Origin of the sequence: Pseudoalteromonas luteoviolacea (assembly GCF_000814765.1) — a bacterium.
In the GTDB taxonomy this organism is placed as follows: domain Bacteria; phylum Pseudomonadota; class Gammaproteobacteria; order Enterobacterales; family Alteromonadaceae; genus Pseudoalteromonas; species Pseudoalteromonas luteoviolacea_H.
This window is the reverse complement of the sequence record NZ_JWIC01000010.1, coordinates 809269-834526: the sequence shown is the minus strand read 5'-3', so window position 1 is coordinate 834526 and position 25258 is coordinate 809269. Positions and strand designations below refer to the sequence as shown.

The 25258-nt window shown below is 43.0% G+C and carries 26 protein-coding genes; 12 read left to right on the top strand and 14 right to left on the bottom strand.

The window, feature by feature from the left end:
• Positions 1-102 precede the first annotated feature (102 nt).
• Complete coding sequence (locus JF50_RS25265) at positions 103-1620, top strand: LytR/AlgR family response regulator transcription factor (protein WP_052262775.1); 1518 nt, start codon at positions 103-105, stop codon at positions 1618-1620.
• A 160-nt stretch (positions 1621-1780) separates the two neighbouring features.
• On the opposite strand, the gene JF50_RS25260 is transcribed toward JF50_RS25265, so the two are convergent.
• Together JF50_RS25260 and JF50_RS25255 are read right to left on the bottom strand one after the other, a co-directional pair.
• Complete coding sequence (locus JF50_RS25260; protein WP_052262773.1) at positions 1781-2170, bottom strand: glutaredoxin family protein; 390 nt, start codon at positions 2168-2170, stop codon at positions 1781-1783.
• Between the two features lie 60 nt (positions 2171-2230).
• Positions 2231-2458 carry a hypothetical protein gene (locus tag JF50_RS25255; RefSeq protein WP_039612006.1) on the bottom strand — a complete coding sequence of 76 codons (228 nt, stop codon included), beginning with the start codon at positions 2456-2458 and terminating at the stop codon, positions 2231-2233.
• Between the two features lie 612 nt (positions 2459-3070).
• Between JF50_RS25255 and argA the strand changes: the two genes are divergently transcribed.
• A complete protein-coding gene (gene argA / locus JF50_RS25250) occupies positions 3071-4417 on the top strand; it encodes an amino-acid N-acetyltransferase (RefSeq protein WP_039612005.1) in 1347 nt (448 codons plus the stop codon).
• A 48-nt stretch (positions 4418-4465) separates the two neighbouring features.
• Here the strand turns inward: argA and JF50_RS25245 are convergent, their stop codons facing one another.
• Positions 4466-5161, bottom strand: a complete 696-nt coding sequence (locus JF50_RS25245) for a VC0807 family protein (protein ID WP_039612219.1) — start codon at positions 5159-5161, stop codon at positions 4466-4468.
• 230 nt (positions 5162-5391) lie between these two features.
• Here JF50_RS25245 and JF50_RS25240 point away from each other — a divergent pair, with 230 nt between their 5' ends.
• The 4 genes from JF50_RS25240 (at position 5392) to sdhD (ending at position 8683) form a co-directional block, all read left to right on the top strand.
• Positions 5392-5640, top strand: a complete 249-nt coding sequence (locus tag JF50_RS25240) for a hypothetical protein (protein WP_039612004.1) — start codon at positions 5392-5394, stop codon at positions 5638-5640.
• Between the two features lie 608 nt (positions 5641-6248).
• Positions 6249-7805 carry an AbgT family transporter gene (locus tag JF50_RS25235; RefSeq protein WP_235423515.1) on the top strand — a complete coding sequence of 519 codons (1557 nt, stop codon included), beginning with the start codon at positions 6249-6251 and terminating at the stop codon, positions 7803-7805.
• A gap of 168 nt (positions 7806-7973) precedes the next feature.
• Positions 7974-8354, top strand: coding sequence for a succinate dehydrogenase, cytochrome b556 subunit (gene sdhC / locus JF50_RS25230; protein WP_039612003.1), 381 nt, complete (start codon positions 7974-7976; stop codon positions 8352-8354).
• Entirely contained in the window at positions 8345-8683 is a 339-nt protein-coding gene (sdhD, locus tag JF50_RS25225) for a succinate dehydrogenase, hydrophobic membrane anchor protein (RefSeq protein ID WP_039612002.1), read from the top strand. Before sdhC ends, sdhD begins: the two co-directional genes overlap by 10 nt.
• A 9-nt stretch (positions 8684-8692) precedes the next feature.
• Here sdhD and JF50_RS25220 read toward each other — a convergent pair whose 3' ends face one another.
• Positions 8693-8989, bottom strand: coding sequence for a hypothetical protein (locus JF50_RS25220; protein ID WP_039612001.1), 297 nt, complete (start codon positions 8987-8989; stop codon positions 8693-8695).
• A gap of 228 nt (positions 8990-9217) precedes the next feature.
• Entirely contained in the window at positions 9218-10363 is a 1146-nt protein-coding gene (gene chrA / locus JF50_RS25215) for a chromate efflux transporter (protein WP_039612000.1), read from the bottom strand.
• A 110-nt stretch (positions 10364-10473) separates the two neighbouring features.
• Between chrA and JF50_RS25210 the strand changes: the two genes are divergently transcribed.
• Positions 10474-11397 (top strand): LysR family transcriptional regulator, encoded by a 924-nt coding sequence (locus JF50_RS25210; protein ID WP_039611999.1) that lies wholly within the window; start codon positions 10474-10476, stop codon positions 11395-11397.
• 29 nt (positions 11398-11426) lie between these two features.
• Here the strand turns inward: JF50_RS25210 and JF50_RS25205 are convergent, their stop codons facing one another.
• Both JF50_RS25205 and JF50_RS25200 read right to left on the bottom strand, forming a co-directional pair.
• A complete protein-coding gene (locus JF50_RS25205) occupies positions 11427-12233 on the bottom strand; it encodes a spondin domain-containing protein (RefSeq protein WP_039611998.1) in 807 nt (268 codons plus the stop codon).
• 93 nt (positions 12234-12326) lie between these two features.
• Positions 12327-13259 (bottom strand): LysR family transcriptional regulator, encoded by a 933-nt coding sequence (locus JF50_RS25200; protein WP_039611997.1) that lies wholly within the window; start codon positions 13257-13259, stop codon positions 12327-12329.
• 112 nt (positions 13260-13371) lie between these two features.
• Between JF50_RS25200 and JF50_RS27065 the strand changes: the two genes are divergently transcribed.
• From JF50_RS27065 to nth, 3 genes are all read left to right on the top strand, one after another.
• Positions 13372-13584, top strand: a complete 213-nt coding sequence (locus JF50_RS27065) for a hypothetical protein (RefSeq protein WP_152614635.1) — start codon at positions 13372-13374, stop codon at positions 13582-13584.
• 3 nt (positions 13585-13587) lie between these two features.
• Positions 13588-14517 (top strand): sodium-dependent bicarbonate transport family permease, encoded by a 930-nt coding sequence (locus JF50_RS25195; RefSeq protein WP_039611996.1) that lies wholly within the window; start codon positions 13588-13590, stop codon positions 14515-14517.
• Positions 14518-14632: 115 nt separating this feature from the next.
• Positions 14633-15301: an endonuclease III gene (nth, locus tag JF50_RS25190; RefSeq protein ID WP_039611995.1), complete on the top strand. Its 669-nt coding sequence runs from the start codon at positions 14633-14635 to the stop codon at positions 15299-15301.
• A gap of 74 nt (positions 15302-15375) precedes the next feature.
• Here the strand turns inward: nth and JF50_RS25185 are convergent, their stop codons facing one another.
• A complete protein-coding gene (locus JF50_RS25185; RefSeq protein ID WP_039611994.1) occupies positions 15376-16068 on the bottom strand; it encodes a tellurite resistance TerB family protein in 693 nt (230 codons plus the stop codon).
• A gap of 90 nt (positions 16069-16158) precedes the next feature.
• Positions 16159-16389, bottom strand: coding sequence for a helix-turn-helix domain-containing protein (locus JF50_RS25180; protein ID WP_039611993.1), 231 nt, complete (start codon positions 16387-16389; stop codon positions 16159-16161).
• A gap of 257 nt (positions 16390-16646) precedes the next feature.
• Here JF50_RS25180 and JF50_RS25175 point away from each other — a divergent pair, with 257 nt between their 5' ends.
• Positions 16647-17216 carry a hypothetical protein gene (locus tag JF50_RS25175; RefSeq protein WP_039611992.1) on the top strand — a complete coding sequence of 190 codons (570 nt, stop codon included), beginning with the start codon at positions 16647-16649 and terminating at the stop codon, positions 17214-17216.
• Positions 17217-17276: 60 nt separating this feature from the next.
• Here JF50_RS25175 and JF50_RS25170 read toward each other — a convergent pair whose 3' ends face one another.
• Both JF50_RS25170 and JF50_RS25165 read right to left on the bottom strand, forming a co-directional pair.
• Positions 17277-17675 (bottom strand): ExbD/TolR family protein, encoded by a 399-nt coding sequence (locus tag JF50_RS25170; protein ID WP_039611991.1) that lies wholly within the window; start codon positions 17673-17675, stop codon positions 17277-17279.
• Between the two features lie 105 nt (positions 17676-17780).
• Positions 17781-18215 (bottom strand): hypothetical protein, encoded by a 435-nt coding sequence (locus tag JF50_RS25165; RefSeq protein ID WP_039611990.1) that lies wholly within the window; start codon positions 18213-18215, stop codon positions 17781-17783.
• A gap of 170 nt (positions 18216-18385) precedes the next feature.
• On the opposite strand from JF50_RS25165, the gene JF50_RS25160 reads away from it, so the two are divergent.
• Positions 18386-19750, top strand: coding sequence for a serine hydrolase domain-containing protein (locus JF50_RS25160; RefSeq protein ID WP_039611989.1), 1365 nt, complete (start codon positions 18386-18388; stop codon positions 19748-19750).
• 75 nt (positions 19751-19825) lie between these two features.
• Here the strand turns inward: JF50_RS25160 and JF50_RS25155 are convergent, their stop codons facing one another.
• The 3 genes from JF50_RS25155 to JF50_RS25145 form a co-directional block, all read right to left on the bottom strand.
• Positions 19826-22009, bottom strand: a complete 2184-nt coding sequence (locus JF50_RS25155) for a DUF6359 domain-containing protein (RefSeq protein ID WP_039611988.1) — start codon at positions 22007-22009, stop codon at positions 19826-19828.
• A 111-nt stretch (positions 22010-22120) separates the two neighbouring features.
• Complete coding sequence (locus JF50_RS25150; RefSeq protein WP_039611987.1) at positions 22121-24154, bottom strand: bifunctional 2',3'-cyclic-nucleotide 2'-phosphodiesterase/3'-nucleotidase; 2034 nt, start codon at positions 24152-24154, stop codon at positions 22121-22123.
• Positions 24155-24545: 391 nt separating this feature from the next.
• Positions 24546-25241 carry a LipL32 family surface lipoprotein gene (locus JF50_RS25145; RefSeq protein ID WP_039611986.1) on the bottom strand — a complete coding sequence of 232 codons (696 nt, stop codon included), beginning with the start codon at positions 25239-25241 and terminating at the stop codon, positions 24546-24548.
• Between the last annotated feature and the right edge of the window lie 17 nt (positions 25242-25258).

Genomic DNA, 25258 nt, shown 5'->3' with positions numbered 1-25258 from the left:
GCTTTGATGAATAGCAAACTTCTTTGAATGACCTGATTTTAAAGGGCTACAGGGTAAACGGTAGTTAAATTCCGGTGAGTGGTAAAAGGAAAGTGAGAGATTGTGAATAGTCATTCTGTATTTTATTTTGTGGCGACGTTGTTCTTCGGCTGTTTCATGAGTGTTGCGTATGGTAACCAACAATTAGTGCCTTTTGCTCGTAGCGCAGAAGTGACGGTTTGCCCATTTACCACGCCTGAACCACCGGATTTTTTAAGTCCACAATGTAAAATGACTCAGTTGTCAAAACTTGACCCGCAAAACCAAGCTATCTGGGTTAAGTTGGAGTTTGAGCGCACGCAAAGGCTTGCAGAACTCTCGCCACCTTACGGACTATTTTTGTTTGCAAAGGCGGCGTCTCGGGTTTATCTCAATGGGGTTTTTATCGGACAAAATGGTCTGCCTGCTGCTGATAAATCAGAGCAAATGGGAAAAATGGATAAGGTATTGTATATCCCTGAGGAATTATTAGCGTCGCAAAATAAGCTGGTATTAGCCTTGTCAGCTCAGCATAGTTTAATCACACTTGATTACCCTATTCATTACTTAGGCATGGGTCAATATGGCGATCCTAAGCAATATATTCAATCATTTAGCAGTCTTGGCCTGAGTTTGATTGGGGCGTTTTTACTCGGTGCTTTATATTTTTTAAGTATCAGCTTTAGACAGCAGGGTAGACGAAACTTTAAGTTGTTCTCGGCACTTTGTCTGTTGGCGGCCTTGCAACTTGGCACAGAGATGTCTCGAGGCTTATTTAATTACGATTATCCTTGGCATGATATGCGGTTGATACTGGTCGCGGGGCTATCATTTTTGTTTGGCATGGTATTACTGATTTATAGCTCTTTTAAAGTGGTGGGAAGTCGCGCTTGGCATTGGATATATATTGGTGGCTTCCTATCACTGAGTGCGGTCATATTTGCACCAGGATTTGATGTTAAAGCGACAGCCGGAATTTTTATTCCACTGTTAATTAGCCTGCTGCAAATAGCGCTAATTTGGTGGCAAAGCCGAGAAAAGTCATTGTTAAATTGGTTTGTGGTTCAGTGTATGGTGGTGATCACTATTTGCATTGCGACTGCGCGTTTCCATGAGATTATATACTTTGTGATCATTGCGCTGCTGTTAGCTTATTTATTTGTGCGACAAGCGAGAGAGTATAATTTGCAGCAAATACAGCATCTGTGCGACCAGTCACATATTGCCAAACTTGAATTCAAACTTGCGCAAAACCAACAATCACACTCGCCAACGAGGCTTGAATTGTCGGTTGCAGGTAAGACGGACTATGTCACGATGATGGATATTGCTTACTGTAAAGCGGCCGGTGATTATGTTGAGTTGTATATGAAAGATGGCACTGACAAACTCTATTCAGGGCCGCTAAAACAGCTAGAAGCGACCTTACCTTCTGTGTTTGTTAAAACACACCGATCTTATCTAGTAAATCTGGATGAAGTACTTACCTTGCACTGTGCAAATAACCAGCACGGTTTGTTGCTTACCGTCGGTGAGACGGTGCCGGTGAGCCGTCGATTAGTACCAAGTGTGCGAGCGACGTTAAAAGAATCGGTGAGTTAGGTTATATAGTTTGCTTTGTTAAATTTGCGAAACCCCTTCTCTTTAGTGCATATAAAGCCTTGTGTTTATACGGCGTTATGCAGTAATGCGTAGGCAAGTAAAATTGCTCGCCTACACGTTTAATCACAGCGCAGCGGATAGCCAATGGTAGTAAGCAGGGTTAGAGTAAGTTATTGCTTTTTAATTGTGCTTCTAGTGCGGCTTCGTTAAACCCTCTGATCAAGCCATCTGAGACTAAAATAATGGGCAAGACTTCCCCCCCAAGCGCCTCGAATTCTTTGAGTGCCTCAGGATCCTGTTCAATGTCGACGTTGATAAATTCGATACTTCGTTGTGATAAGTATTGTGTGGCTTTTTTACAAAAAGGACACCATTGGGTTGTGTAAAGTTTGATCGGTGTCTGCGCAGTCACGCCATATGAGGCATAATCCCCTTTTTCTACTTGTTGGCTTGCAAAAATGCCTTGGATGGCCTGAACTCCATATGTTCCCGCAGCCCAGCCTATACCCAAAGTTAGAAAAAACAGCGCGAGGTATTTTATTGTATTCATTAGATTACCTATTCACAAATAGATGAGCGATAACTTGGTTACCGCTCAAGGCTATGCGTATTATGCACAATCACGCATACACTGGGCTTTAATTGTACGGCAGTTGTAGCCTGGAGTACCGCCCATTAGACATACATAATATTGATAACCACAGTAATTTTCTAATGTACCAAAGCCTTTCCAGTTACAACCATTGGTATAGTTAGCAAAGTTACTCGCGGATACTGCAAGTGAAGTACCTAAGCCCATTGCTGCACCGATAACAGCCATTGCTATTTTTTTATTCATTTTTGTATTTCCTTTATCATTATTAAGTGAACGAAATTTGTTCACCATTAAAAATTTAATGGCGCAATATAATTTGAGTCAATCATAACTTTGCATCCATGGTTGATTATTTTTCAGTCAAACTGTTTTTTGGGTAGATCCGTTGGTAAGAATTGAAAAATACTTAATTTAATCGAGGTTTAATGAATAAATTAATTTATTTTGGGTTGTCAGGTCAGGTCAGTGCTGGTTGGTAATGCTTTATTCATTCTGTTTCCTTTATCGGTTTATGGATGGTAGAACATCGTTCATGCATATTTATCTAACCATGACTTAAGCGCAGAGTCAGTGTACCTATGGCAGTTCAGCTGTGACTATCATTTAGATGTCCCACGATCTATTCATAGTGTATGAATCCGAAGATTTTGCGTACGGTACATCTACATCAAGAAACGAATGGCTATTACATTGGGTGAGTGATTTTTAAATGATATGTTTGACTGTTTTTTCGTAACGTTCAAAAGAATTAAAATTCAAAATAAAAGAATAAAAATTCTTTTATTTTGAATTTTAATTCCATATGATAGAGGTTCATTAATAGACTCACTTATCTGTGAAAAAGGTAAATTGCTCGTGCGTACTACAGAACTTGTCGATGGTTTTCGTCAGTCTACTCCTTATGTGAATGCTCACCGTGGTAAAACATTCGTTGTTATGCTTGGCGGAGAGGCGGTTGATCAACCAGGCTACCGCAGCATCATCAATGATGTTGCTCTATTGACCAGTCTGGGCATTAAAATAGTATTGGTATTTGGGGCAAGACCTCAGTTTGATAGCGCACTGGCAAACGCAGGTATACACAGTGAGTTTCACAATCAGATCCGAGTAACCGACAGCGATTCTTTGCAAATTATTAAACAAGTGAGCGGCGCTATGCAGTTAGATATAACGGCCATGCTGTCGATGTCGCTCAGCAGCACCCCAATGTCAGGCACGTCTCTTAATGTTGTCAGCGGTAACTTTGTGATTGCCCAGCCCATAGGGATCGATGAGGGGGTTGATTATCATCACTCCGGTCGCGTGCGTCGCATTGATGTCGAGGGGATCCGTCATCAGTTGGATAATAATAGTATCGTATTGTTAGGTCCCATATCGGCATCGGTGACGGGGGAGAGCTTTAATCTTACTGCTGAAGAGATCGCAACGCAGGTCGCTTTGCGCTTAGACGCCGATAAAATGCTAGGGTTTTGTCATGAAGCCGGTATTTTGGACGAACACGGCGAGGCCATCGCTGAGTTAATGCCCAATGAGGGTGAGCAGCTATTGGCCAAAGAACATGGCAATTTACCATGTAAAAGTGCCGCAGTGTTTTTGCATGCGGCGATAGAAGCATGTCGAGGTGGTGTGCATCGCTGTCACCTTGTTAGCTATCGAGAGGATGGGGCTTTGCTTCAGGAGCTATTTTCGCTCGATGGTATAGGCACTCAAATTGCTCCTCAAAGCTCCGAACAACTGCGCAGCGCGTCTATTTCTGATATTAATGGCGTACTGAATTTAATTCGTCCATTAGAGGAGCAAGGCTACTTGGTGAGGCGATCTCGTGAGCAGTTGGAAATGGAAATTGAGCAATTTACGGTGATAGAGCGAGATGGGTTGATCATCGCATGTGCTGCTCTATACCCTTTTGCAGAAGAGCAGGTGGGGGAGTTTGCGAGTTTGGCTGTCCACCCACAATATAGAGATGCGGATCGAGGCAGCTTTTTACTGCGCACAGTAATCAATAAAGCGCGCCGTAAAGGGTATAAAGCCTTGTTTGCATTGACTACACGCAGTATTCACTGGTTCTTTGAGCAGGGGTTTGACTGTGCGAGTATCGAAGATTTACCCGCGAAGAAAAAGTCACTTTATAATTATCAAAGACGTTCAAAGATTTTGAAGCTTGATTTAACGCGCTTGCCAAAAAATAGAGAAAGAATATAAAAATGGGGCCACATAGGCCCCATTTCTTATGGTTTTATATAAAAATGTTTACTGTTCAATAAACATCTCTTCCATTTTTAGCCCAGTGAGCTTTTTCAATGAATTAATTAAGTAGTAGAGCGCGACAAAGAAAATGACCATCGTAGGTAGTACAATCACGGGGTAGCTCAATGCTGTCATTCGGCCCAGCTCATTATTATAGGCTTCTGTGCCCGCAGGACTGACAACAATCATTTTGGCCAGTACATAGTTCAGTACAGAAGATAAGAAGAATGAGCCTGCCAATATATTTGATGCAATGATTTGTACTTTAGGTAGTTTATCTAAATTTCCCTTTTCTTTTAACGCAGAGTCAATTTTTGGGATATCCATGACATTTTCATTAAACAGCATGGTTTTCAATAAAGGGTACTTGGTGTATTGACTAACAACGATAGCAACACCAATCACACCAGGGATCAGCGCTTCTTTGATGGCAATATATTTTGCATCAAGCTCGAGCAAACTGATACCGCCAGTTAATAACACAGAGACAATCCCTAGGCCTGAGATAAAGTTAAACTTACCTGTTTTTTTACGCTCCCATAAACCAAACCCTACCGGAAATGCCAGAGCAACGATCACGCCTAAAGAAGGGCCCAAATGCTCTTCACCGGAAAATCGTGTCAAGATCACGACTGGAAGAATGATGTTAAAAAGCATCTGGCTAAAAAAGCCAGAGGGTTTATTGTCGGGCTCAGCCATTGTTACCTCAAAAATAAATGCAATAATGACCATGAGTGTACGGTAATAGATACCTGTGCGGCAATCCTTAAATAGGGTTGCGGTGTTTTTGTATCGCGTAAAGTTTTCATAGAGCAGCGGACGTGGGTTATGGCTGATGTACAAATTGCGCGATATACTGCGCTATACCTGTCGAGCATGGGCGATGCTCAGTAGACTTTGAAGTAAACAGTATTAAGAGAGTGAGTAGCATGATCAACGATCACGATGAAATAACCAACCTTGACGAATTAGAGGCATTTTTATTGTTGGTAGAAAATGGCGGCCTGGGTTTAGAAAACGTGGAAGGTGTTGCATTGGCAACTCATAACAGCAATGGTCGTCCATTTGTCGCTGTGCTTGATGATAAGCACCAACTGTTGCTAGGACGTTGGGTGACGCAAGCAGTGTTTGAAAATGGCAAAGAACTGGTGAGAATGGGTCCTGGAAAACGTCATTAAGCGTCATCTCAAGGATGACAAGTATTGAATGATGAGGGGGCGAGTTCCCCCTCATTTAATTAAAAATGGTTTCAAGTAATGTATCAGGTCATGCGCATTTGAAAGTTTAAGTGCTAAAGAAACGCTAAACGCTAGCGTGTAATGTGGCTGTCGTGTGCAAAGGGGGCGGGCGTTTACAGACTTGTTTTTGATACGTGCCTTATTGTCCTTTTGGCATAAGTCATTATTCCTCATTAAATCACTGCCACAGTCAATGGGGCTTGGCCTAAGTGTGATATTTTCCAACCTATGTTGTTCTACATCCTGAAAAAAATGATGTTTTCAATCGCTATCAAGCAGTGAAGGTAGCCGACTTAAATTTTCTGCTATTCATTACCAGTATTTTATTATGCCTGTTTGGACATGGTTAGAATAAATGTGTGTTTTAAAAAAGAGAGTTAGCATTGTTGTTAGGTGTGTAAACCCAGATATATCGACATTAATTCAGCTGAATAATTGAGCGGTTTGACTAAAAATTTTCTCAATTGAGTGAAAATTGATTAGAATACCGCCTTTGTACCTTGCAAAAGTACAGTTTCTTATACATTTTTTAATACTAAGGAGGTTAAGTGTCGGCTACTGATACAGCAAAAATGAATGGCGGTGGGGTGATCTCATTCATAGAAAAAGCAGGTAAAAAAATTCCAGACCCCATTATTATCTTTATGTGGTTTATAGTTGGTGCATTTGCGCTGACGGCTTTGATCGGCGGGTTAACATTCGAAATCCAAGGTGCCGATGGTAGCCCAATCACGCATACCATCAAAAATATGACTGATGCTGAACATGTTGTTTGGTTTTTTGATAATGCATTACTGCAAAACTGGTTAGGCTTTGGCAATGGCATTTTAGGCGTTATCCTAATTGTTATGTTGGGTGTAGGTGTTGCAGAAAGCTCAGGGCTGTTTAATGCGATTATCAAAAAACTAGGTACTCGTCTAAAAGACACTTACTTAGCGCCAGCTTTGATTTTTTTGGGGATCATGAGCTCCATTGCGACTGACGCTGGCTACTTAATTTTAATCCCACTGGCAGGCTTACTCTATGCTGGGCTTGGAAAGAACCCATTAATCGGGATGGCGGCAGCATTTGCTGGTGTGTCAGCAGGTTTTAGTGCTAACTTGATCCCAGCGACACCGGTTGATGTGATAATCGGTTTGAATGCGCAAATCTTTGCAGAGTCTCAAGGCGTGCCATTTGAGTCGTCGACGGGTGAAGCATTAACGCCGGCAACCATGCACTATTATTTCATTTTTGTATCTACTTTTATGCTGGTTGGCATCGGTGCATGGGTAACGAAAAAGTTTGTTGAGCCAAGGTTTAAAAATGTACCCTATGAATTACCAGAGGGCATGGACCTATCAAACTTTGCTGTAACAGAAGAAGAGAAAAAAGGGTTAAGAGCGGCATTTTGGGGCTTGTTATTATCGCTTGGGCTTGTTGTTGCACTTGCTTTAGGGCCATTGGCACCATATGAAACGGCTTCAGGTAAAGTTGTCACACCTTATTTAAACAACGTCATTTTATTGATCACCTTAGTTTTTACCATTGTTGGTGCTGCATTTGGTGTAGCAACAGGTAAATTTAAGAGCTTGATGGATGTCGTACAAGCGATGATCGCGCAAATGAACACCATGGGTTATATCTTGGTGCTGACATTCTTCTGTTATAACTTTTTAGGTATTTTAGGGTACTCAGGTTTAGGCACTTATATTACTTATATAGGGGCAAGCGGTTTATCTGCACTTGGCTTACAAGAATTTCCAATCCTTCTTATTATCGGCTTTGTGATCACCACCGGGTTGATTAACTTATTTGTCGGCGGCTTAACGTCCAAGTGGATGTTACTTGGCCCCATTTTTGTTCCGATGTTATATCAAGTTAACCCGGCTATGACGCCAGATTTGGTGGCCGCGGCTTACCGTGTTGCAGATTCTTCGACCAATATTATTACCCCGATGATGACCTATGCAGGGGTAATTTTAGCGTTTATGCGTAAATATAAGCCTGACTTAAGTTTTGGCGATGTGATCATGATGATGGTCCCTTATTCAGTGGCATTTTTACTGTTTTGGACATCCCTATTGGTCGGATTTTTTGCGTTTAATATTCCGCTAGGTTTCTAACTCTTTCTATTTCCAGTGCAGTGGCACCGCTACTGCACTGCTTTTCAATATAAATACTGATTTTTCTTACTTTAAAACGGCTAATCAGTTAGACATTAATTAATCTAAATTTGTAAGTGGTAATGATTTGCGTTAGCATTTGTTCACGTTTAAGTTTAGGTATTTGATATGAGAAAAGAACGGCCAACTAATTTGGCGATACAGACAATGGCGCTACCTATTACAGCCTATGCGTCTATTTTGCATCGCGTCAGTGGTGTCATTGTATGGGCTGCTTTGGTTGTTTTATTGCCACTGTTAATTTTTGCAATTCAATCGCAAGATAACTTCAATACGTTATCAGTCTTGTTCACTGAGAACTTTCTTGTACAGTTTATTGTGTGGGGACTGCTTACGGCACTGGGCTACTATTGCTTAGGTACTGTGAAGCATATCATTCAAGAGTTTGGTTACTGTGAAGAGCTGGCAAGTGGCTGCATGATTTCCCGTGTCGCTATTGGTCTTGGCATTGTATTGAGTGTTGGAATTGGAGTGTGGATATGGCTATAACTGGAATTGCGCGCTCAGGGACTAAACAGTGGGTATTGCAACGGGTAAGTAATGCTTTAATTGTTTTATATACGTTGATTTTGATAGGGCTTTTGGTAAATCAGCCAGTTACCGATCATCAAAGTTTACTGGCTTTTTTTGAGCCCATTTGGTTCAAAGTTGCAACCACGTTATGTGTCATTATTTTTGCTTTGAATGGCATACTAGCGGGATGGCAAATTGCCGGTGACTATGTGAAAAGTGCAGGTGTATATAAGCTATTTAATACGCTTTGCGTTGTATTGAGTTTCACTATTATTGTTACTGGTATTAAGTTACTTTGGCTTTAATCAGTTAGGTCATTGCTCTTCTTCTAATGAGAAGAGCAAGTCTAGCGCAGGTAATACCACGCTGACAGCCAATAAGGCTGCGCACAATGCCCACATATAATTAAGTTCTGTATGGGTTTTTATCAATCCGGATACACAAGTACTGAGCCAAAATACATTAACTAGCATGATGTTAAAGTTGGGTTTTAATGGCTTCGCGCAGAACTTGCACGTCAATGGCTCGCGATTAAGTAGCGCAATTCTATCACTGAGCTTGAGTGGCTTGTTGCAACATGGGCAAGTTCGAGTAGCAAAATCTTTAATCATACGCGTAGACTTGAATGATAATTGTTATCATTCAAGTCTACGCGTATTGCGATTTAATTGAAACCCCTTCAGGAGATATATTTGCCTAAGTGTCTGCGCAGCACATAGCGCGATGGGTGTGGCGGGTGTTTGCATTAAGCGTTGTGAAATGCGCCGGAACGCGAGTTGTTTTGAGTGGACTTGCATTGCAAACTTCCCTATTTGCAATGTGTTAAAGACTGAATGTCGTTAAATTAGGCCTGTGATGATACCTGCTAGCACAAAGGTAATTACGAGCCAAATAATAGGCAGTTTGATGTGTTTTAATAAGAAAAACCCACCCAGTACCCATGCAAAATCGATGGGGGTAAAGACGGCGCTGATAAATACGGGTTGATAAAGTGCGGCCACTAATAAACCCACAACGGCTGCGTTAACCCCAATAAGCGCACCGGCAATACGTGGTTTTTGTGCAAGTGTTTGCCAGTTTTTTAGCACTGCTAAGAGCAATAAAAAGCCCGGAAGAAAGGCCGCGAGCGTTGCAATGAGCGAGCCCATTATGGGATTGCTAGGGAGCAGTTCGTAGCCAATGTAGGTGGCAAAAGTAAACATTGGGCCAGGCACAGCCTGTGCTGCTGCATACCCAGTTAAAAAGGCATCTTGGCTAAGCTGATCACCGACAATATTTTGCAGCAGTGGGAGAACAACATGGCCGCCACCAAAGACTAAGCTGCCTGCTTGGTAGAAGTCATTAAATAAGGCAATTGACGGCATGATGTGTGCGACAAAAGGTAAGCCGACCAGCAGCGCAAAAAATAAGCACAACGGTATATAGCTGGGTTTGAATAAAGCATCAGCTTGCTTTGTAGGCGTACTTTTTAAAAATTGTGCGCCTATGAGGGCTGCTATGGATAAAATGGCAATTTGCATCGAGATACTGGGGGCGACGAGCAGTGCCACAGCGGTTATGAGGCATAAGCTGTTGGTTAAGGTATTTTTGCAGAAGTTCTTATACATACCCCAAGCTGCATCAGCTACAACAATAACGGCCAATAATTTCAAACTGTGCACGATACTTTGAAACACATCATGTTGCGTTATTTGACTGGCGATAACGGCCAAGCCAACCATGATTAAAATTGACGGTAAAGTGAAGCCTAAAAAAGCTGCGACTGCGCCGCTGAGACCGCTGCGTTTGTAGCCAAGCGCGAAGCCAACTTGACTTGATCCAGGTCCAGGTAAGAACTGGCTCAGAGCGACGATTTGACCATACTCATGGTCATCAAGCCATTTGAGTTTTTCAACAAAGGTTTGTCTAAAGTAGCCAATATGTGCAGCGGGCCCGCCAAAGCTGACCCAACCGAGCATAAAAAAGAGTTTAAATATGGTGAACATGTTTGGCACCGTGTTGGATGCTGTGTTGATAATGCCACTAGGTTAGAAAATGCATTATAATTAATCAAATTAATAGTATTGATTATAAATATGAATAATATGGGATTATAATGAGTTTTACGGATGTGCCATGGCGCAACATAGATTTAAATCTACTCGTGGCTTTTGCTTATTTATATCGTTATCAAAGTGTGAGTGTTGCCGCTGAAAAAAGTTATGTTAGCCAATCTGCAATGAGCCATAGTTTATCGCGATTACGCGCACTGTTTGACGATGGTCTATTTGAGCGCAAGGGGCATAAAATGGTTGCCACGGAACGTGCTCACCAATTAGCGCCCGCCATTACGAGACTACTCGATTGCGTGAGCAATGATATTCTCACGAGTGCGCCTTTTGATCCGACGGAGTATGAGGGGATTTGTCGCATTGGACTGACGGATTATGCCGAGTTTATTTTTGCCCCCTCGATTTTTGATGCGATACGTCAGCAGGCGCCAAAAGCCCAGGTAAGCTTTGTTAATGTCAATCGCAGTAACTATGTTGCGCTAGCCGAACAGGAAAAACTCGACATTGTGATAGGCAGCATTGCTGCGCCAGAACCCGCTTTTCAATCTCATCATCTATACACAGAAAGGCATGTTTGTATTGCCGATCCAGACTACATTGCGTTTGAGCACGGTTTGTCAAAGCTTGATTTTGCCAACATTGAGCATGCGTTAGTGAGTCCCGACGGTCGTTTAGCTACGGGTGTGGATGATACATTGCAAGCTGAGGGGTTAAACCGTAAGGTGACAGTGGCAACACGTAATTTTATGACCATTCAAAGTCTACTTATAGGCCGTCAATTGGTCGCCATTGTGCCGAAAAGAATGGCTGAGGTCGCATGTGCAAATAGTCAGTTAGGCTATTTTGAGCCACCGATAGTTGTACCTGACTTTGATATATCGATATTATGGTTTCAACGCAAAACAAGTGATGATAAAAATGTTTGGCTCAGAAACTTATTGAGGTCTTTGATGGCTAAAAGTGGTTGACCGTCACATCATTGTGACGGCCTGAGGGACTACTGCATACGTTTAATTGTGATAAAGCCAATGCTTTCACCACTATTAAAATGCACGCCATCACTGAAATCGGTATCGCTGCGCGCGCTGTTAAGTAATGATATGGAGCCCTGTGGATCTGTGGTTGAATTTGCGGCGCTAAAGGTCACACCGCTATCACTGCCAGCATCATATACTTTAAGTTGAATGGTTTGCTCATCTACCCACTGGTTATCTTCAAACAGGAGTAGGCTGTCTATGCCAATAAACCAGTCAGGGCTTGGCGCAACCATAGACACAATACTCAAGTGCGCAAAGGTTTGGCTTGCCTCAAAAGTTAAAGTGACGCTGTCACTGCCATTGGGGATCCCGGCTTCATCAATTAAGTAGCTCGAGTTACCAAGGTTTTGTATATCACTTATCTCGTTTCTAAGTAGCGTTTTTGCCCCTGTTTCAGCCATGCTGATGATACCTGCGCTGGCTGTACTATCAGGCTGAAAAATGCGCCCTTGATCATTGTGTGTTAATCCGATCATGGGAGAGAAGTGTGTGCCATTGGGGTAATTGGTTGGAAAATTACTGCGCGCCCATGTTTGGGTAAACGTGAGTTCATAGGTCACCGAAGAGGCTGCGGGTTGAGACGTTGAGGTATCCGTTGATGAGGTTGTTGTAGAGGATGACGAGGTTGTTGTAGAGGATGACGAGGTTGTTGTGGTCGCCGATGTGCTCTCTGATGCGGTATTGCTTGGTGACGAGCTGCTGCTGCCTCCACATGCCGTTAATCCTAAAACCATAAACAGGGGGGCTAATTTAAGCGAGTATGTCATAGTCGAATCCTCAAGCGGTTAAAATTACCATTCTTTCAAAAGACCTGAGCTACTGATATTAACTTTCACCCAAGTGTGTTTTTTTTGAGCATTTTAGATTCTAATCGCATTTTGCATGATTTCTCGTCCTTCAGTTTCTACATACGTTAAAAACACACTGGCGATAGGTGACAGCGTTTTGCGTTTGGTCCATGAAAATGACCATTTAGATCGAATGGGTAAAGACTCGACATTGATAACATTAACATCATGGATCTCACCAAAGGCTAGCGTATGAGACGATAAAATAGAAACCCCAAGACGTGATAATACGGAGTGAATAATGGCTTCATTACTGGCAATGGTCATTTTTATGTTTGGCGTCACAGTTTGGTTTTTGAAAAATGCTTCTGTGGCGTAACGGGTTCCCGAACCTGATTCTCGAATGAGGAAGTCCTCTTGGCAAAACTCCTCTAATGACACGGTGTCTTTTTGGCTAAATGGATGAGAAGCGGGCGCGATGGCGACTAAGTCATTGGACATAAATTCAATGACTTCTAAATCTAGCCCTTCAGGCAAGTGGCTGAATACATAAAAGTCATCTAGTCCTTGCTCAAGGCGCTCAATGACTTGCTGTCTATTGGCCACCGTAAATTGAATATCTATGCCTGGATATCGTTCGCAAAAGGGCCCCAGTAAATGCGGGATAAAGTATTTAGCCGTGGTGACGCTGGATAGCCTCAAGGTACCTGACTTGAGCCCTCGTAGGTTCGAGAGGTGCATGTCCAACTCTTCGCAACTTTGCAATATTTGCTTTGCTGTCGCAACGGTAGCAAGGCCTGCATCGGTAAATTTTAACTGCTTACCGACTTGCTCATAAAGCGGTAGGCCAATTGCTTCAGCCAGTTTTTTTAGCTGCATTGACACTGTTGGCTGAGTTAAAAACAGCTTTTCTGACGCGGCTTTAACGCTACCGCCTTGATGTAAGGCTAAGAGAATTTCAAGTTGTCTGAAAGTCCCGATATGGGCATGTAATCTTGAAGCCATATTGCAACTAAATCCTTAAATTAGAGTTTTATCTATGGTTGCCTTAGTTACTATCTATTTTTATCTATATTTAGACTTTTGTAAAATCTTCAAAAATACAGAGGAGAGAGTTATGACATTTAAAAGTTTGGCATTACCTTTAATAACGTGCTTAAGTCTGTTGGCATTTTCGTATTTGAGCAGTTTACTTGGTCATGGTAGTACGGGTTTTACTCTGCTGGCTTTATCTATTTTCAGTTTTTCAATCGTCAGTTTGATACAATCTTCACGTGATAGCCACGCACCAATGCGCGCTTCGTCTCGCCAGTTAAAAGAGGCAAAGTAGGTCATGATAGATGCGGTCGTCGCTTTTTTTTTACTTGGGATCATTGCGCAATTATTAGGTGCAAAAATTCCTTTCCCAGATGGGTTATATAAAACACTCAGTCTTTTTTTGATGGTCGCGATTGGTCTAAAAGGCGGTATCGCATTACAGCAGCATGTCGATCCTGCACTTTTAACCATGTCTATCGCCGTGGTGGCCTTTGGTTTATTGTTACCGCTCGTTGCCTACCCATTATTACGCTATTTTGGTCAGTTAGATAAAATTAATGCAGGCGCCATTGCTGCGCATTATGGCTCGGTCAGTGTGGCCACTTATGCTGTTGCTGTTGCTTTACTTGAAGCGGGCAATATCGCCTATGAAGCTTATTTCCCCTTGTTTGTGGTGTTGTTAGAGATGCCTGCGATCTTGGTTGGTTTAGTACTCGCCAAAGGTAACTTGAAGGTCATAAACCGTGCCTTTATCAAAAAAGAGCTGGTGGCTAATCAGAGTATTTTACTCATGGTGGGCAGCTTGGTGATTGGCTTTGTTGGCGGCGATAGTGTGCAAAAACTCACGCCATTTTTTGTGGAGCTATTCTCAGGCGTATTAGCGCTATTCTTATTAAAAATGGGATTGGTGGCAGGTGAGCAATTAGGCACTTTAAAGAAGAACAGTTTGTTTTTAATCAGCTTTGCGATATTGATGCCGATGTTAGGTGGTTTAGCTGGGACTGGTTTGGGTGTGTTATTGGAATTAAGCGCCGGAGGGATTGCGCTGATGGCCGTATTGGGGGCGAGTGCTTCGTATATTGCGGTACCTGCGGCAATGAAAGAGAGCTTGCCTGAAGCCAACGCAGGCATGTCTATCACAGCGTCACTGGGTATCACTTTTCCATTCAATGTGTTGTTGGGCGTACCATTTTTCATCGCTTTGGGGCAATACCTTGGCACTTAAGCGTTTAGCATTTTGATGCCAAAAGGGATTAATTAACGGTTTTATGCTGACGTCTGTTGGGCGTCAGTGTAAATTAGGCACACAGCAATGAAGAAAGTACATTAGGTTAATACTTGTGCCGGAAAAAAACTTACTTAAAGCGGAGCGCGTAGCGTATATCTTGGCAGATTTACAAGCACGTTATCCAAAACCGCCTATTCCTCTGGATCATAAAGACCCTTATACCTTGCTCGTGGCCGTTTTACTCTCTGCGCAATGTACTGATGAGCGCGTGAATCAGGTGACGCCATCGCTATGGCAATTGGCAGACAATCCCTTTGATATGGCCAAGCAATCGGTTGAAGATATTAAGCAGATCATCCGTCCGTGTGGTTTATCGCCGCAAAAGTCGAAAGCCATCAAAAAGCTGTCTGAAATCTTAGTGGCAGACTATGACGGCATTGTGCCCGAAGATATGGATGCATTGGAAACGCTACCTGGGGTGGGGCATAAAACGGCAGGGGTGGTGATGGCGCAGGCATTTGGTGTCCCCGCTTTCCCTGTGGATACCCATATTCATCGCTTAGCCCAGCGCTGGGGATTGACCAACGGTAAAAACGTCGCGCAAACAGAAAAAGATTTGAAACGATTGTTTCCTAAAGAATGCTGGAATGATCTGCATTTGCAGTTTATTTACTATGGCCGAGAGTTTTGTACAGCCAGAGGCTGTGACGGTACGGTTTGTCCAATGTGCACGACTTGCTATCCTAATCGCAAGCGACCTAAAGTGGTTAAAAAGCCTTAATTATTTAGTTTTGGCGGTTGGCGTGCTTACCTCGAAGCACGCATAGCAACAAAACTAAACGTCACACTGGCAACTTAGAGCTCATCAAGCTGTTGATGGATAGAGTGCACCAACTCTTTTGGGATGCAAAGCTGATTCGCCAGAGTTTGCAAATATTGCTGTGAAATCGTTTGCTGTAGATCGATGGCACTGGCACTGGCTGCATAAACTTCAATGCCTGTTTGTGCATTAGGCACTGCTTGCACCAGCTCAGAAAGGCTCATAGGTTGTCTTAATTCATCAAATAACATGGCTTTTTCTTGCACGCTAAGCGTCATGGTTTCAACTTGGGCAAATATTTTCTGGCGCTCATTGTCATCTATGTGCCCATCTGCATAAGCGGCTGCTATCATAGCCCGCATAAGTAAGAGTTGCCCAGAGCCACTTTCATCTTCGACAACCTGTTCGAAGCTGTGCTCTTGTATGGTGGCAGGTTTAAAATCGAAGTGACGCGCTGGTTGTGAGCGTGTTGCCATGGCTTTATCAAAGGCGGCGCTATCTCGCTTTTGTGCAGCTGCTTCATTTTGTTCGCTATATTGCTTGTAAGCTTTCCAAGCGAGTCCGCCCACAGCAGCAAGCGCGCCATATTTGACGGCTTTTTTACCCGTTTTTTTGCCCTTTTTACTGCTTAATAAGCTGCTTACGCCACCGCCAGCAACGCCGCCCAGTAAGCCACTCAATGCGCCTGATTTGTTTAAACCACTGACCAACTTTTGTAAATCTTTCATCGCGTTCTCCATTTGCTCTTATGTTTCTAGAGTAGGGCAAAGTGATCAGTTTGAGAACACTCAATTTGTTACAAATCGATTCAAATTGAATTAGCTGGTTTGCTCACACAGCAGATCTTTTACAGGGATTTGATAAAAACGGGCAAGCTCTCTGGCGGTGCGGTGGTAAACTTTACAGCCGCATTCAGCGCGTTTTAGTGTTGCGATGGAGACGCATAGGGCTTGCTCTTGGCAGGCGCAAGCCAGTTTCTCTTGGCTCAGCCCCATATTTCGTCTCAGTTGCTTAAGGGTTTTACAATCCAGCTTCACTCTGCCATCCATTATTTGACTCCTTGAGTAAGGCCCTAAAGCCTAGCAATGACCAATGACTTTCGCCACTTGATCTACTCTTAATCAGTGTGCGTTTTGGTGTACACATAAGGCGCAAAAGTTACGTGAAATTTACGCTTTTTATCTGATACCAAAGTGATACTAAACTGATGCCAAAAAACCAACTCATTACGCCTAGACTAGGTCGCATCTAAAGTCGCTCCACAGACTGGAGCATCTATTCATCTATGACATAAAAGGATAAAACAATGTCTGAAGCAAATCGTATTTTAGGTGGTTTTGGTCCAATCGTTTTAGCACAAGATTTTGATAAAGAGTACATCAATGCATTTGAGCACATCAACAAGCGAGATGGCGTAGAAATAAAACCGTTGGCAGCACAATCTCAAGTGGTTAATGGTAAAAACTTTGCGTTTTACTGTTTTGTTTCACCTGTGGTTGCGCCAAATGTGCCTAAAGTAAATCGCTTAGAGCTGATTGTTGTTAATCAACAAGGTGAGCATTTTACTCAACTATCAGATCGCACATTCAGCGAGCCAGTATTAGTGCCGCCGATTGGTTCTTTTGACTCAGTTGCACTGCGTGAAAACTTCACTGACGCTGAGAAAAGCGCTGCTGAGCAAATTGAGTCTTTAGTTGGCGTGAACTACATGATTTTAGCCGCACAGCAGCAAGTGGTGGCAGGATTAAACTTTGCGTTTTACTCAGTCGTTATTCCTGTGACGCCGAATGCGCAGGCGTTCTTCGCCCGCATTGATGCGCACCGTAATTTTGAAGGCAAACTGGTTGATACCGAGCTGCATCATATCAACCCTTAATTTTGCACGGCCAAGGTGTTAGGTGATGCGACACTTTGGCCTTTATCTTCTCCACCTATTCTATGAGCTGGCCAGAGACACAGGCGTTGAGGTTTGCGATTTGATCGCATTTAATACACTCACCAAGGTGTTGTGCTCACTTTGCTCATGCGCCTTTAAACTGATAGAGGTGATCTCTCCTTGTGCTGCAAGTCGAGCAATATTGACTGCGATGGCATCAACTTCAATTGGTCTTTGATTTAAAAAAATGCGGTTTTGTTGATCAATAAAAAACTGTGGTACAACGGATTGGTTTAAAGCCTGATTTGATTTCGTGGGCTTATTAATATCAAGTACATGGGCTTTTTGAAAACTGGCAGTCACGATAAAAAAGATAAGTAAAATAAACACAATATCGAGCATTGGGTTCATGTCTACATCCGAATTAGCAGGAGCTGTGGGTTGATATTTTTTCTTCATTATTATCACCTTACATCATTAAATATCTTATTCGTTATATGTAAAACGTCACCGCGCTCAAAAAGGGGTGAAATTACAAAATAATGATGTGTGATATGTCTGGATTTATGTTCTTGATGTATTGAGACGCTCAAGAATGTTAATGGCACTCAAGTAAGCATTTTTTGATGTATGGCTATGGCCGCCCAGTGCATTTGATAGCTTAAAAGTGTGCTTCATATCATTGAGCAGGTCATGCTTTTTCAGCTGCGAGCCGTCCATTGAAGAAGGCGCCATCATTATCATCATTTGTGTGGTATTGATAAAGCCCGCATCAAATAATTCACGAGACATGCTGGCAGACTCGGCGTCTGAAATATTGTGCACATCGTATTGATTGGCAATAGATTGCCACTTTTCTTGAGCATGTTTTGCGTTATCGCTGATCTGCACTTGTGTTGATGCTGATTGCATGGTGCTTTTTGGCACCGCAACGTCTAAGGGCTTGCTCGATGGGGTATGTGGCGCATATATAGTATGGTGGGTACTGTTTACATTCATAGCGTGCTTATCCTTTGCTTTCGTGGAGTGTAAAAATTAAGCAGGGTTGATGCCATGTGTTTACTGACAGTTTTATAAACTTTATCACAAGAATGAACGCTTATTAGACAGTTTTGTCATGCGTCCGGTGTTTCAATAGCTGTGACTTACCAACCAACAAGGATAGCAAGATGAAACTTTCGATGATTGTTACTGTACTCGCCGCTACTTTTTCTTTAACTGCTGCAGATGTGATTGCGAGTGATGTAGACACCCCCAAAAAAGAATACCTTAAAGTCATGCGTAGTGAGTTAAGTAAAAACGACCCCGGCGCTGCAGCGCTTGTTAGCCAAGAGGGTGAAGTGCTGTTTAAAAAGGCAATAGGGCGCGCTAATTTAGAGTTAAATGTGCCTTTAAAAGCAAAAAGTGTATTTAAAATTGGTTCTATCACCAAGCAGTTCACTGCTGCGGCCATTATGATTTTACACGAACGCGGCAAGTTATCTGTGCATGATGACATTCACAAATATGTGCCAGATTTCCCAACGGAAGGGCATGTTGTGACCATAGAGCACTTGTTAACCCACACCTCAGGGATAGCGAACTACACTGAAGATCATGAATTAATGCTCAAAGAAGCCACGGCACCTGCGACCTTGGATGAAGTCCTTGCTCGGCTTGCACAGCACCCAATGAAGTTTCAACCAGGAGATAACATGGCGTATTCAAATACGGGCTATGTGCTGTTGGGCAAAATAATTGAGGTGGCGAGTGGCCAGTCATATGCCGAGTTTATTGGCGAACATATTTTTCAAAAGCTAGGGATGAAAAACAGCCACTATGCAGGAAGACAGATCATCAAGCATCATGTTTCCGGTTATGATCTGTCAGCGGATGGCTATGTGAATACCATCCATATTGATACTGCTTGGCCGCATGCAGCAGGTGCGTTGTCATCCAATGTGTTTGATTTGAATACTTGGTATCATGCGCTAGCTAATGAACAACTGATCTCTAAAGAAAGTTATCAGCAAATGTTGGCGCCTGTGACATTAAATGATGGTCGAATTTCGACTTATGGATATGGGATAGCGGTATCAACATTAGGTGATTACCAAGTGATCACACACAGTGGGGGCATTAATGGCTTTGTATCTGATGCGCTTTATGTTCCTGAGCAATCAGTCTATGTGGCGGTGCTCACTAATAATACCGATATTAATCCACAGTTACTGAGTCAGCGCTTAGCTGCAAAAGCACTAGATATCGAGATGCCTAGTTTTAAAGAAGTGACGTTAGATGATGCACAATTAAAAGCATTTGAAGGGCAGTACGCAATGCAAAGTGGCGCAATGTATAGCGTCGTATATTATCAAGGCGACTTGTATTTCCATCGAGGTGATGAAAATTATCAAGAATTGATGGCGATGTCCTCAGACAGCTTCTTTTTTGAAGATAATAACGTGTATATAAAATTTACTGACAAAGCCGGCCAGTTGGTGCTCAATGAGTACATCAACTTTTCTTCAACACCGCATGCAGGTGTTAAACACTAGTCAACGTAACTGATTGGCTTCTTTGTATATGCAATGCAAAAGGCTGAAATCGCCTTTTGCATATTCATCAGATGATTAATTTAACAGTGTTAGCTTACTGACACTGCGCACGCCGGGATGGCTCATATAGTCATTTTTAATGCCCTCAACTCTTAAGCTTTTACCAATAAGTTGTGGGTTTAATAACGGACTAAATGCATCACGCTGAGATGATTCCAACTTGATGTATAGCTTATTACCTGCATTACTCGGATCGCTCAGCTCAAGTGCATACTTATTATTAATCGCGGCCGTGATGGTGCCTGATACCACAACTGGCTGACCATTATTCATTGCAAGCACCTCTGATACTGACAGGTCATTACCTTGATCTGGGTTACCGCCATTGTCGCTTGATGCTTGAGTAATACTGGATACCTGACGGACACCCGGTTGGCTCATGTAACTATCGCGCACACCTTTGATCACAAGCGTTGCATTGAGGATATCTGGGTTGAGCACTGGACTAAACTCTGCACGTTGACTGCTTTCAAGCTTAATATTAATGGTAAAACTTGGGTCGTTCAGATCTTCTAAAATCAATGCATAGATGTTGTTTAATCCAGACTTTACGCGCCCTGTCAGTTCAAGCGACTCACCTTGTGCCGTTGCCAAAGCTTGCTCAACGGACATGAAAGACGGTGCAATCTGTAAATCAGTGACATAGCGAATACCCGGCGCACCCATGTAACTATTGCGTTTACCTGTCACTATGATGTTTTGATTTAAAATGGCAGGGTTTAGCTGTGGGTTAAAGTCAGCTCTTTGACTGCTTTCCAACTTCACATAAATGTGCGTTGATGGGTTGTTTAGGTCGCTCAACTCTAGGCCATAAATGCCGTTGATAGCATTACTGACCTTACCAATGACAACCAGTGGCGTGTTTTGTGCGGCAGCCAGAGCATCGCTGACAGAGACTGTATCACCTGGTGTTGGTGTTGGATCTGGGTCTGGATCTGGATTGGTTTGGCCATCGCCGTAAGGGGCATTAAATGAATTGTTTTTGTAAGTATCCGTATCCCAAGGATTAAAGCCATTTGCTGGGGTGCCCCAAGGTTGCCCGTTATTTGGATCGGACATTTCTTGTGTGTCCATGGGAGTCGGTGTTGCAAAACCACTCGCATGGCCATTTTGCCCATCAAAGTACTGGTAGCTCTCTGGTGTGGCAAGCCAGTTTATGATGTTGACTGCAAGCACTGAGGCGTGACCAGGATCTGTCCATCCAGGGTAGGTTTTTTTGGTACTGCCACTGTCTTGACGGCGATACTTAGGCGTGGCATCTTCGATTGGTGATGAATCGCCGATAAATGCTGCTTTACCTGCACCTGATTTTGCAATTGCAACATAAGGCCCTTCGGCTTTGCCACCAAAATATAAGCCGTCATCTTTGGCATGTCGCCACTTTACGGGGGTATCATTCTCTGAAAAGTAAACTAAGCCTTTGGCTTTTTGTGGGTCAACAATCGCGAGTGTTGCGCCTGCGGCCATAAGAATTGGCTCAACACCTTGGGTGATCCCTTCAGTTTGCGAGCTCGGCTCTACACCACTTACGCCTTGTTTGTAGTCCACGCCATTGAAACGAAAACGGATCCCGAAGTTTTCTACTAACCACCCTGCATCGGCTGATTTAGGGTTACGCCAATCACCATAAGCGCCACCCAAATTGTATTTACTCAAGTCTGAACGGTTATAACCGTTGAAGACTTCAGTGGCATCCCATGTATTGAGGTTGCGGTCAGCATCATAATGGTCAGCGACGAAAAAGATCCCTTTGCCACTGGCAACGTACTGCTCAAGCGCAGCCTGCTCTGCCAGTGTAAAAGGTCGATTGGTTTCAGCCAGTACGAAGACATCAGAATCCTTAATGGCATCATACGTAATGACGGCTTCGTTGTTTTGATTACCTGAGCGATCGTCAAAAAAGCGAATGCGGCCATCATTATTCAAATCTACGCCGCGATACTCTTTTACCGTGTAACCTTGTTGAACGAGTGCATCTGCGAAATCTGAAAACGCACCATCGATAACCCAGTCAGCATTGCCTTCAACACCGCCATGAGATACGTCAAAGTATACCGTTTTGCCGTTATTGTTTGCGGCACTCGGTACTTTGACTGGCGCTGTATTATTCCAGTCATAGGCGGCTGCCATGGCAAAACTTGAATGCGCAAGCAGACCTGCACTGAGCAATACCGATAAGGTCAGTTTATTTACAGTCATTTTTCAATTCCCGTTGGTTTGGTTTGTTGTTACAGCCAACTTCCAAATAGCTGTAGAGGAGGAGAGGTATGCTGTAGGGCATACCTCAATTGGGTTTTTTCTGAGTTTTTATTATTGGTTTTGAGATAAGTTCAATTGATACAGTGCAAAGCCATCTTCATTGGTTTTGTCCAATGGTTGGATATGATCAAACTGCTCACTGTATGTTTTTGCATTATCACTGTTAGAGGTTGTGAATTGGATTTGAACGTTTTCAATCGCTGTGAATGACCAGTTCATATCTGCTGATGGATCAAGCCCTTTCCCCTCATTTGCGTCACTTTGATAAGTAATATAGTTTGCCACGACTTGACGATTTTCATCCGGAGAGTCGACGACGATTTTATCTGCGCCAATCTCTGGGAAGTTGCCTCCGCCGGATGCGCGATAGTTGTTGGTAACAACAAGGAATACTTGCTCATCAGTCACCGGCTTATCTTGATAAGACAGTGCCACAATACGCTCCCCATCGGAGATCTTTTCACCTTTGCTGGAGTATCTTGCAGGCTGAGTGAGATCGATTTGATAAGTCACCCCATCGATAACATCAAAGTTGTAAGACGGGAAATCAGGATTAATCAAAGATTGCATATCGGCAGAGTCTGGGTTGATTTGGTTAAATTGACCTGCGGACATTTCAAGCCACTCTTTAACTTGCTCACCGTTAAGCTTGAGTACTTTTAAGATATTTGGATAGATATAAAGGTCTGCCACGTTACGATATGCAATGTCGCCAGTTGCGATATAAGTATAGTCGTCCGCGCCCCCACGACCCGCTCTAAATGGCGCGCCCGCTGAGAGGATTGGTAGACCATCCAGCTCTGTACCTTGAACTATTTTTTGCGTGTACCAAGCTTGTGCATCGGTGACGATTTGGATTGATGGGTCATCATTGACTAGCGCAAAGAAGCTATTTACTTGGTTGGTCACTTTTGCAAAAGGCTTGTTAACCCAAGTACGGGTTTCTTCGTGCTCATGGTGCACAGCGGCTTCTACATCAGCGTCATTATCAACCAAAGCCGTGATGTTTCTATCGGCATCTTGTTCATAGATGGGCATCAATGAAGACTGTGAGTTGCTGACCTGCCAGTCACCCGCCTGATAGGTCAAGGTGACATCAATCACACCTAAGTGGTTGCCCCAAAATCCGGGCATCACTGCTGCCACACCATTAATGGTGCCTTTTTCAAGATCGATGCCTTTGTCTTCCATACCTTCGTAGCGCGAACCTGGGAAGTTTGCATGGGCGTGACCGAACATGATTGCATCTATGCCTTCCACTTTTGATAGGTGATAACTGGCATTCTCTTTTTTATCCGAGTGTGCGGAGGTATCCAACCCTGAGTGCGGAATAGCAATAATAATGTCCGCGCCTTTTTCTTTCATTTCTGGGACATATTTATTGGCCATGGCAATGATGTCTTTGGCGATGACTTTGCCTTCAAGGTTCGCTTTATCCCATTGCATGATCTGTGGCGGCACAAATCCAATGTAGCCCACTTTAATCGTGTGGGTGTTGCCATCCGTGTCTACGAACGCTTTATCTTGGATCAGGTAGGGAGAAAATAGCGGTTCGTCGTTACTTTCATCCTCATCGCCATCGTCTTTGAAGACATTGGCTGAGATGTAAGGGAAGTTGGCATCATCGATGGCTTCTTGTAAAAACTCTAAACCAAAATTGAATTCGTGATTACCAATATTAGCAACGTCATAGTCCAAGGTATTCATGGCTTTGTAAACAGGGTGGACGTCACCATCCTGAAGGTTTTTAATTTTTGCCATGTAGTCACCAAGTGGACTACCTTGGATCAAATCTCCATTGTCAACCAAGACGGAGTTTTGTACTTCATTTCTGGCTTTGTGGATTAGCGCTGCGGTTTTCACTAAGCCGACTTTGTCATCTTGACTGTCTGAGAAGTAGTTAAAGTTCAAAACGTTGGCGTGTAAATCTGTGGTTTCAAGCAAACGAAGTTCGATGGTTGTGCCTGCAACGACTTCTTGGTTTGGTACTTTTGCCTTCACTTCATTGTCACTTGAGTCAAAGCACCCGGTGAGTAGCGAGCTTGTGCCACATAAAATTGCCAGCGGCAGTAATTTTGTTTTCATATTCCTTTCTCATTTATCGATTTTAGTGCCGCTACTATAGAGAGCGAAAAAGACAAATAAGCTAAGAAAAAATGGCAAGTTGGTTCCAAAATTATGACAAAATAATGAGAGGCACTTATATTCGGTTAGGTGCAGGTGATGTTTGTTATTTTATTAATTTTTATGACTTTTTTCATATTTTTAATTATCAAAAATCAACTTAATACTCGTGGCGTTACGCTTATCTGATTCAACATACATTAGGCAGAGTAAATTTTTTATTTAAACAGTGAGGCGGCTTTGTGAAGTGGATATGACAAGCAAAGTATAGAGGTGTGGCGACTGTGCTTAGGTGTGGAACCTGTTTACGAGATACTGCAAAGGCGCTCTTTAATGAGCACCTTTATGCGTATTATAAATTACCGTCATTCACTAGCTTATGCAGTTCTTCAAGTGATGCCGCAATTTTTACCCCCGGTACATTGGTGCCGATGGTTGCCTCAAATGAGCCCTCAACTTGGGAGCGGAATGAGGTGAAAGATATACGATAGACCCCACGTACAAGAGATTCTGTCGGGTTATTTAGGTTCGTGGTTTGTCTTAACAATGAGTTGTAGTGTGCCCCGCTTGGGTTTGCAGGTAACTCTCGAGTATCGTCATTGTAACCAAGAGGTTGTAATACCTTGCCGCCCTGTGCAATTTTTTTATTATCTATGATATTGAGGCGATCAAACACGATATAGGTGTCAAAAAACTTAGCTTTGTCTTTTTCCATGCCAGGTGCAAAGTTGGTATGAACAAAGTCCTGCTCAGTTGGCTTTGACTCAACGGGAGATTGCATGGAAATACCAATTTCATCTACTGCCGCTGGTACCCAAGCATAAAGATAGTAGGTATCTTTGCCTTTATATACACCCTCAGGTTTTACTGTGGCATCTACATAGCCGAAATAATTGACGTAATTTGCATACGGTGCACGTACTTCAAGCGGTCCTACTCCTTCAGAAATAGAGCTTTTTAAATAGGGAGACGATGATGTACTCATACATGCGGTCAAAGTCGTGAGAGAAAGAACTGCGAAAACCTTTCCTGTTGTTTTAAGCGTCATTAAATAACTCCTTGTCC

Bases quoted from the DNA above. Each gene is read 5' to 3' on its own strand.
- JF50_RS25260 (WP_052262773.1), bottom strand. From the start codon at position 2,170: ATGAATACAATAAAATACCTCGCGCTGTTTTTTCTAACTTTGGGTATA.
- JF50_RS25255 (WP_039612006.1), bottom strand. From the start codon at position 2,458: ATGAATAAAAAAATAGCAATGGCTGTTATCGGTGCAGCAATGGGCTTA.
- JF50_RS25245 (WP_039612219.1), bottom strand. From the start codon at position 5,161: ATGGCTGAGCCCGACAATAAACCCTCTGGCTTTTTTAGCCAGATGCTT.
- JF50_RS25240 (WP_039612004.1), top strand. From the start codon at position 5,392: ATGATCAACGATCACGATGAAATAACCAACCTTGACGAATTAGAGGCA.
- sdhC (WP_039612003.1), top strand. From the start codon at position 7,974: ATGAGAAAAGAACGGCCAACTAATTTGGCGATACAGACAATGGCGCTA.
- sdhD (WP_039612002.1), top strand. From the start codon at position 8,345: ATGGCTATAACTGGAATTGCGCGCTCAGGGACTAAACAGTGGGTATTG.
- JF50_RS25220 (WP_039612001.1), bottom strand. From the start codon at position 8,989: ATGATTAAAGATTTTGCTACTCGAACTTGCCCATGTTGCAACAAGCCA.
- chrA (WP_039612000.1), bottom strand. From the start codon at position 10,363: ATGTTCACCATATTTAAACTCTTTTTTATGCTCGGTTGGGTCAGCTTT.
- JF50_RS25210 (WP_039611999.1), top strand. From the start codon at position 10,474: ATGAGTTTTACGGATGTGCCATGGCGCAACATAGATTTAAATCTACTC.
- JF50_RS25205 (WP_039611998.1), bottom strand. From the start codon at position 12,233: ATGACATACTCGCTTAAATTAGCCCCCCTGTTTATGGTTTTAGGATTA.
- JF50_RS25200 (WP_039611997.1), bottom strand. From the start codon at position 13,259: ATGGCTTCAAGATTACATGCCCATATCGGGACTTTCAGACAACTTGAA.
- JF50_RS27065 (WP_152614635.1), top strand. From the start codon at position 13,372: ATGACATTTAAAAGTTTGGCATTACCTTTAATAACGTGCTTAAGTCTG.
- JF50_RS25195 (WP_039611996.1), top strand. From the start codon at position 13,588: ATGATAGATGCGGTCGTCGCTTTTTTTTTACTTGGGATCATTGCGCAA.
- JF50_RS25185 (WP_039611994.1), bottom strand. From the start codon at position 16,068: ATGAAAGATTTACAAAAGTTGGTCAGTGGTTTAAACAAATCAGGCGCA.
- JF50_RS25180 (WP_039611993.1), bottom strand. From the start codon at position 16,389: ATGGATGGCAGAGTGAAGCTGGATTGTAAAACCCTTAAGCAACTGAGA.
- JF50_RS25175 (WP_039611992.1), top strand. From the start codon at position 16,647: ATGTCTGAAGCAAATCGTATTTTAGGTGGTTTTGGTCCAATCGTTTTA.
- JF50_RS25170 (WP_039611991.1), bottom strand. From the start codon at position 17,675: ATGAAGAAAAAATATCAACCCACAGCTCCTGCTAATTCGGATGTAGAC.
- JF50_RS25165 (WP_039611990.1), bottom strand. From the start codon at position 18,215: ATGAATGTAAACAGTACCCACCATACTATATATGCGCCACATACCCCA.
- JF50_RS25160 (WP_039611989.1), top strand. From the start codon at position 18,386: ATGAAACTTTCGATGATTGTTACTGTACTCGCCGCTACTTTTTCTTTA.
- JF50_RS25155 (WP_039611988.1), bottom strand. From the start codon at position 22,009: ATGACTGTAAATAAACTGACCTTATCGGTATTGCTCAGTGCAGGTCTG.
- JF50_RS25150 (WP_039611987.1), bottom strand. From the start codon at position 24,154: ATGAAAACAAAATTACTGCCGCTGGCAATTTTATGTGGCACAAGCTCG.
- JF50_RS25145 (WP_039611986.1), bottom strand. From the start codon at position 25,241: ATGACGCTTAAAACAACAGGAAAGGTTTTCGCAGTTCTTTCTCTCACG.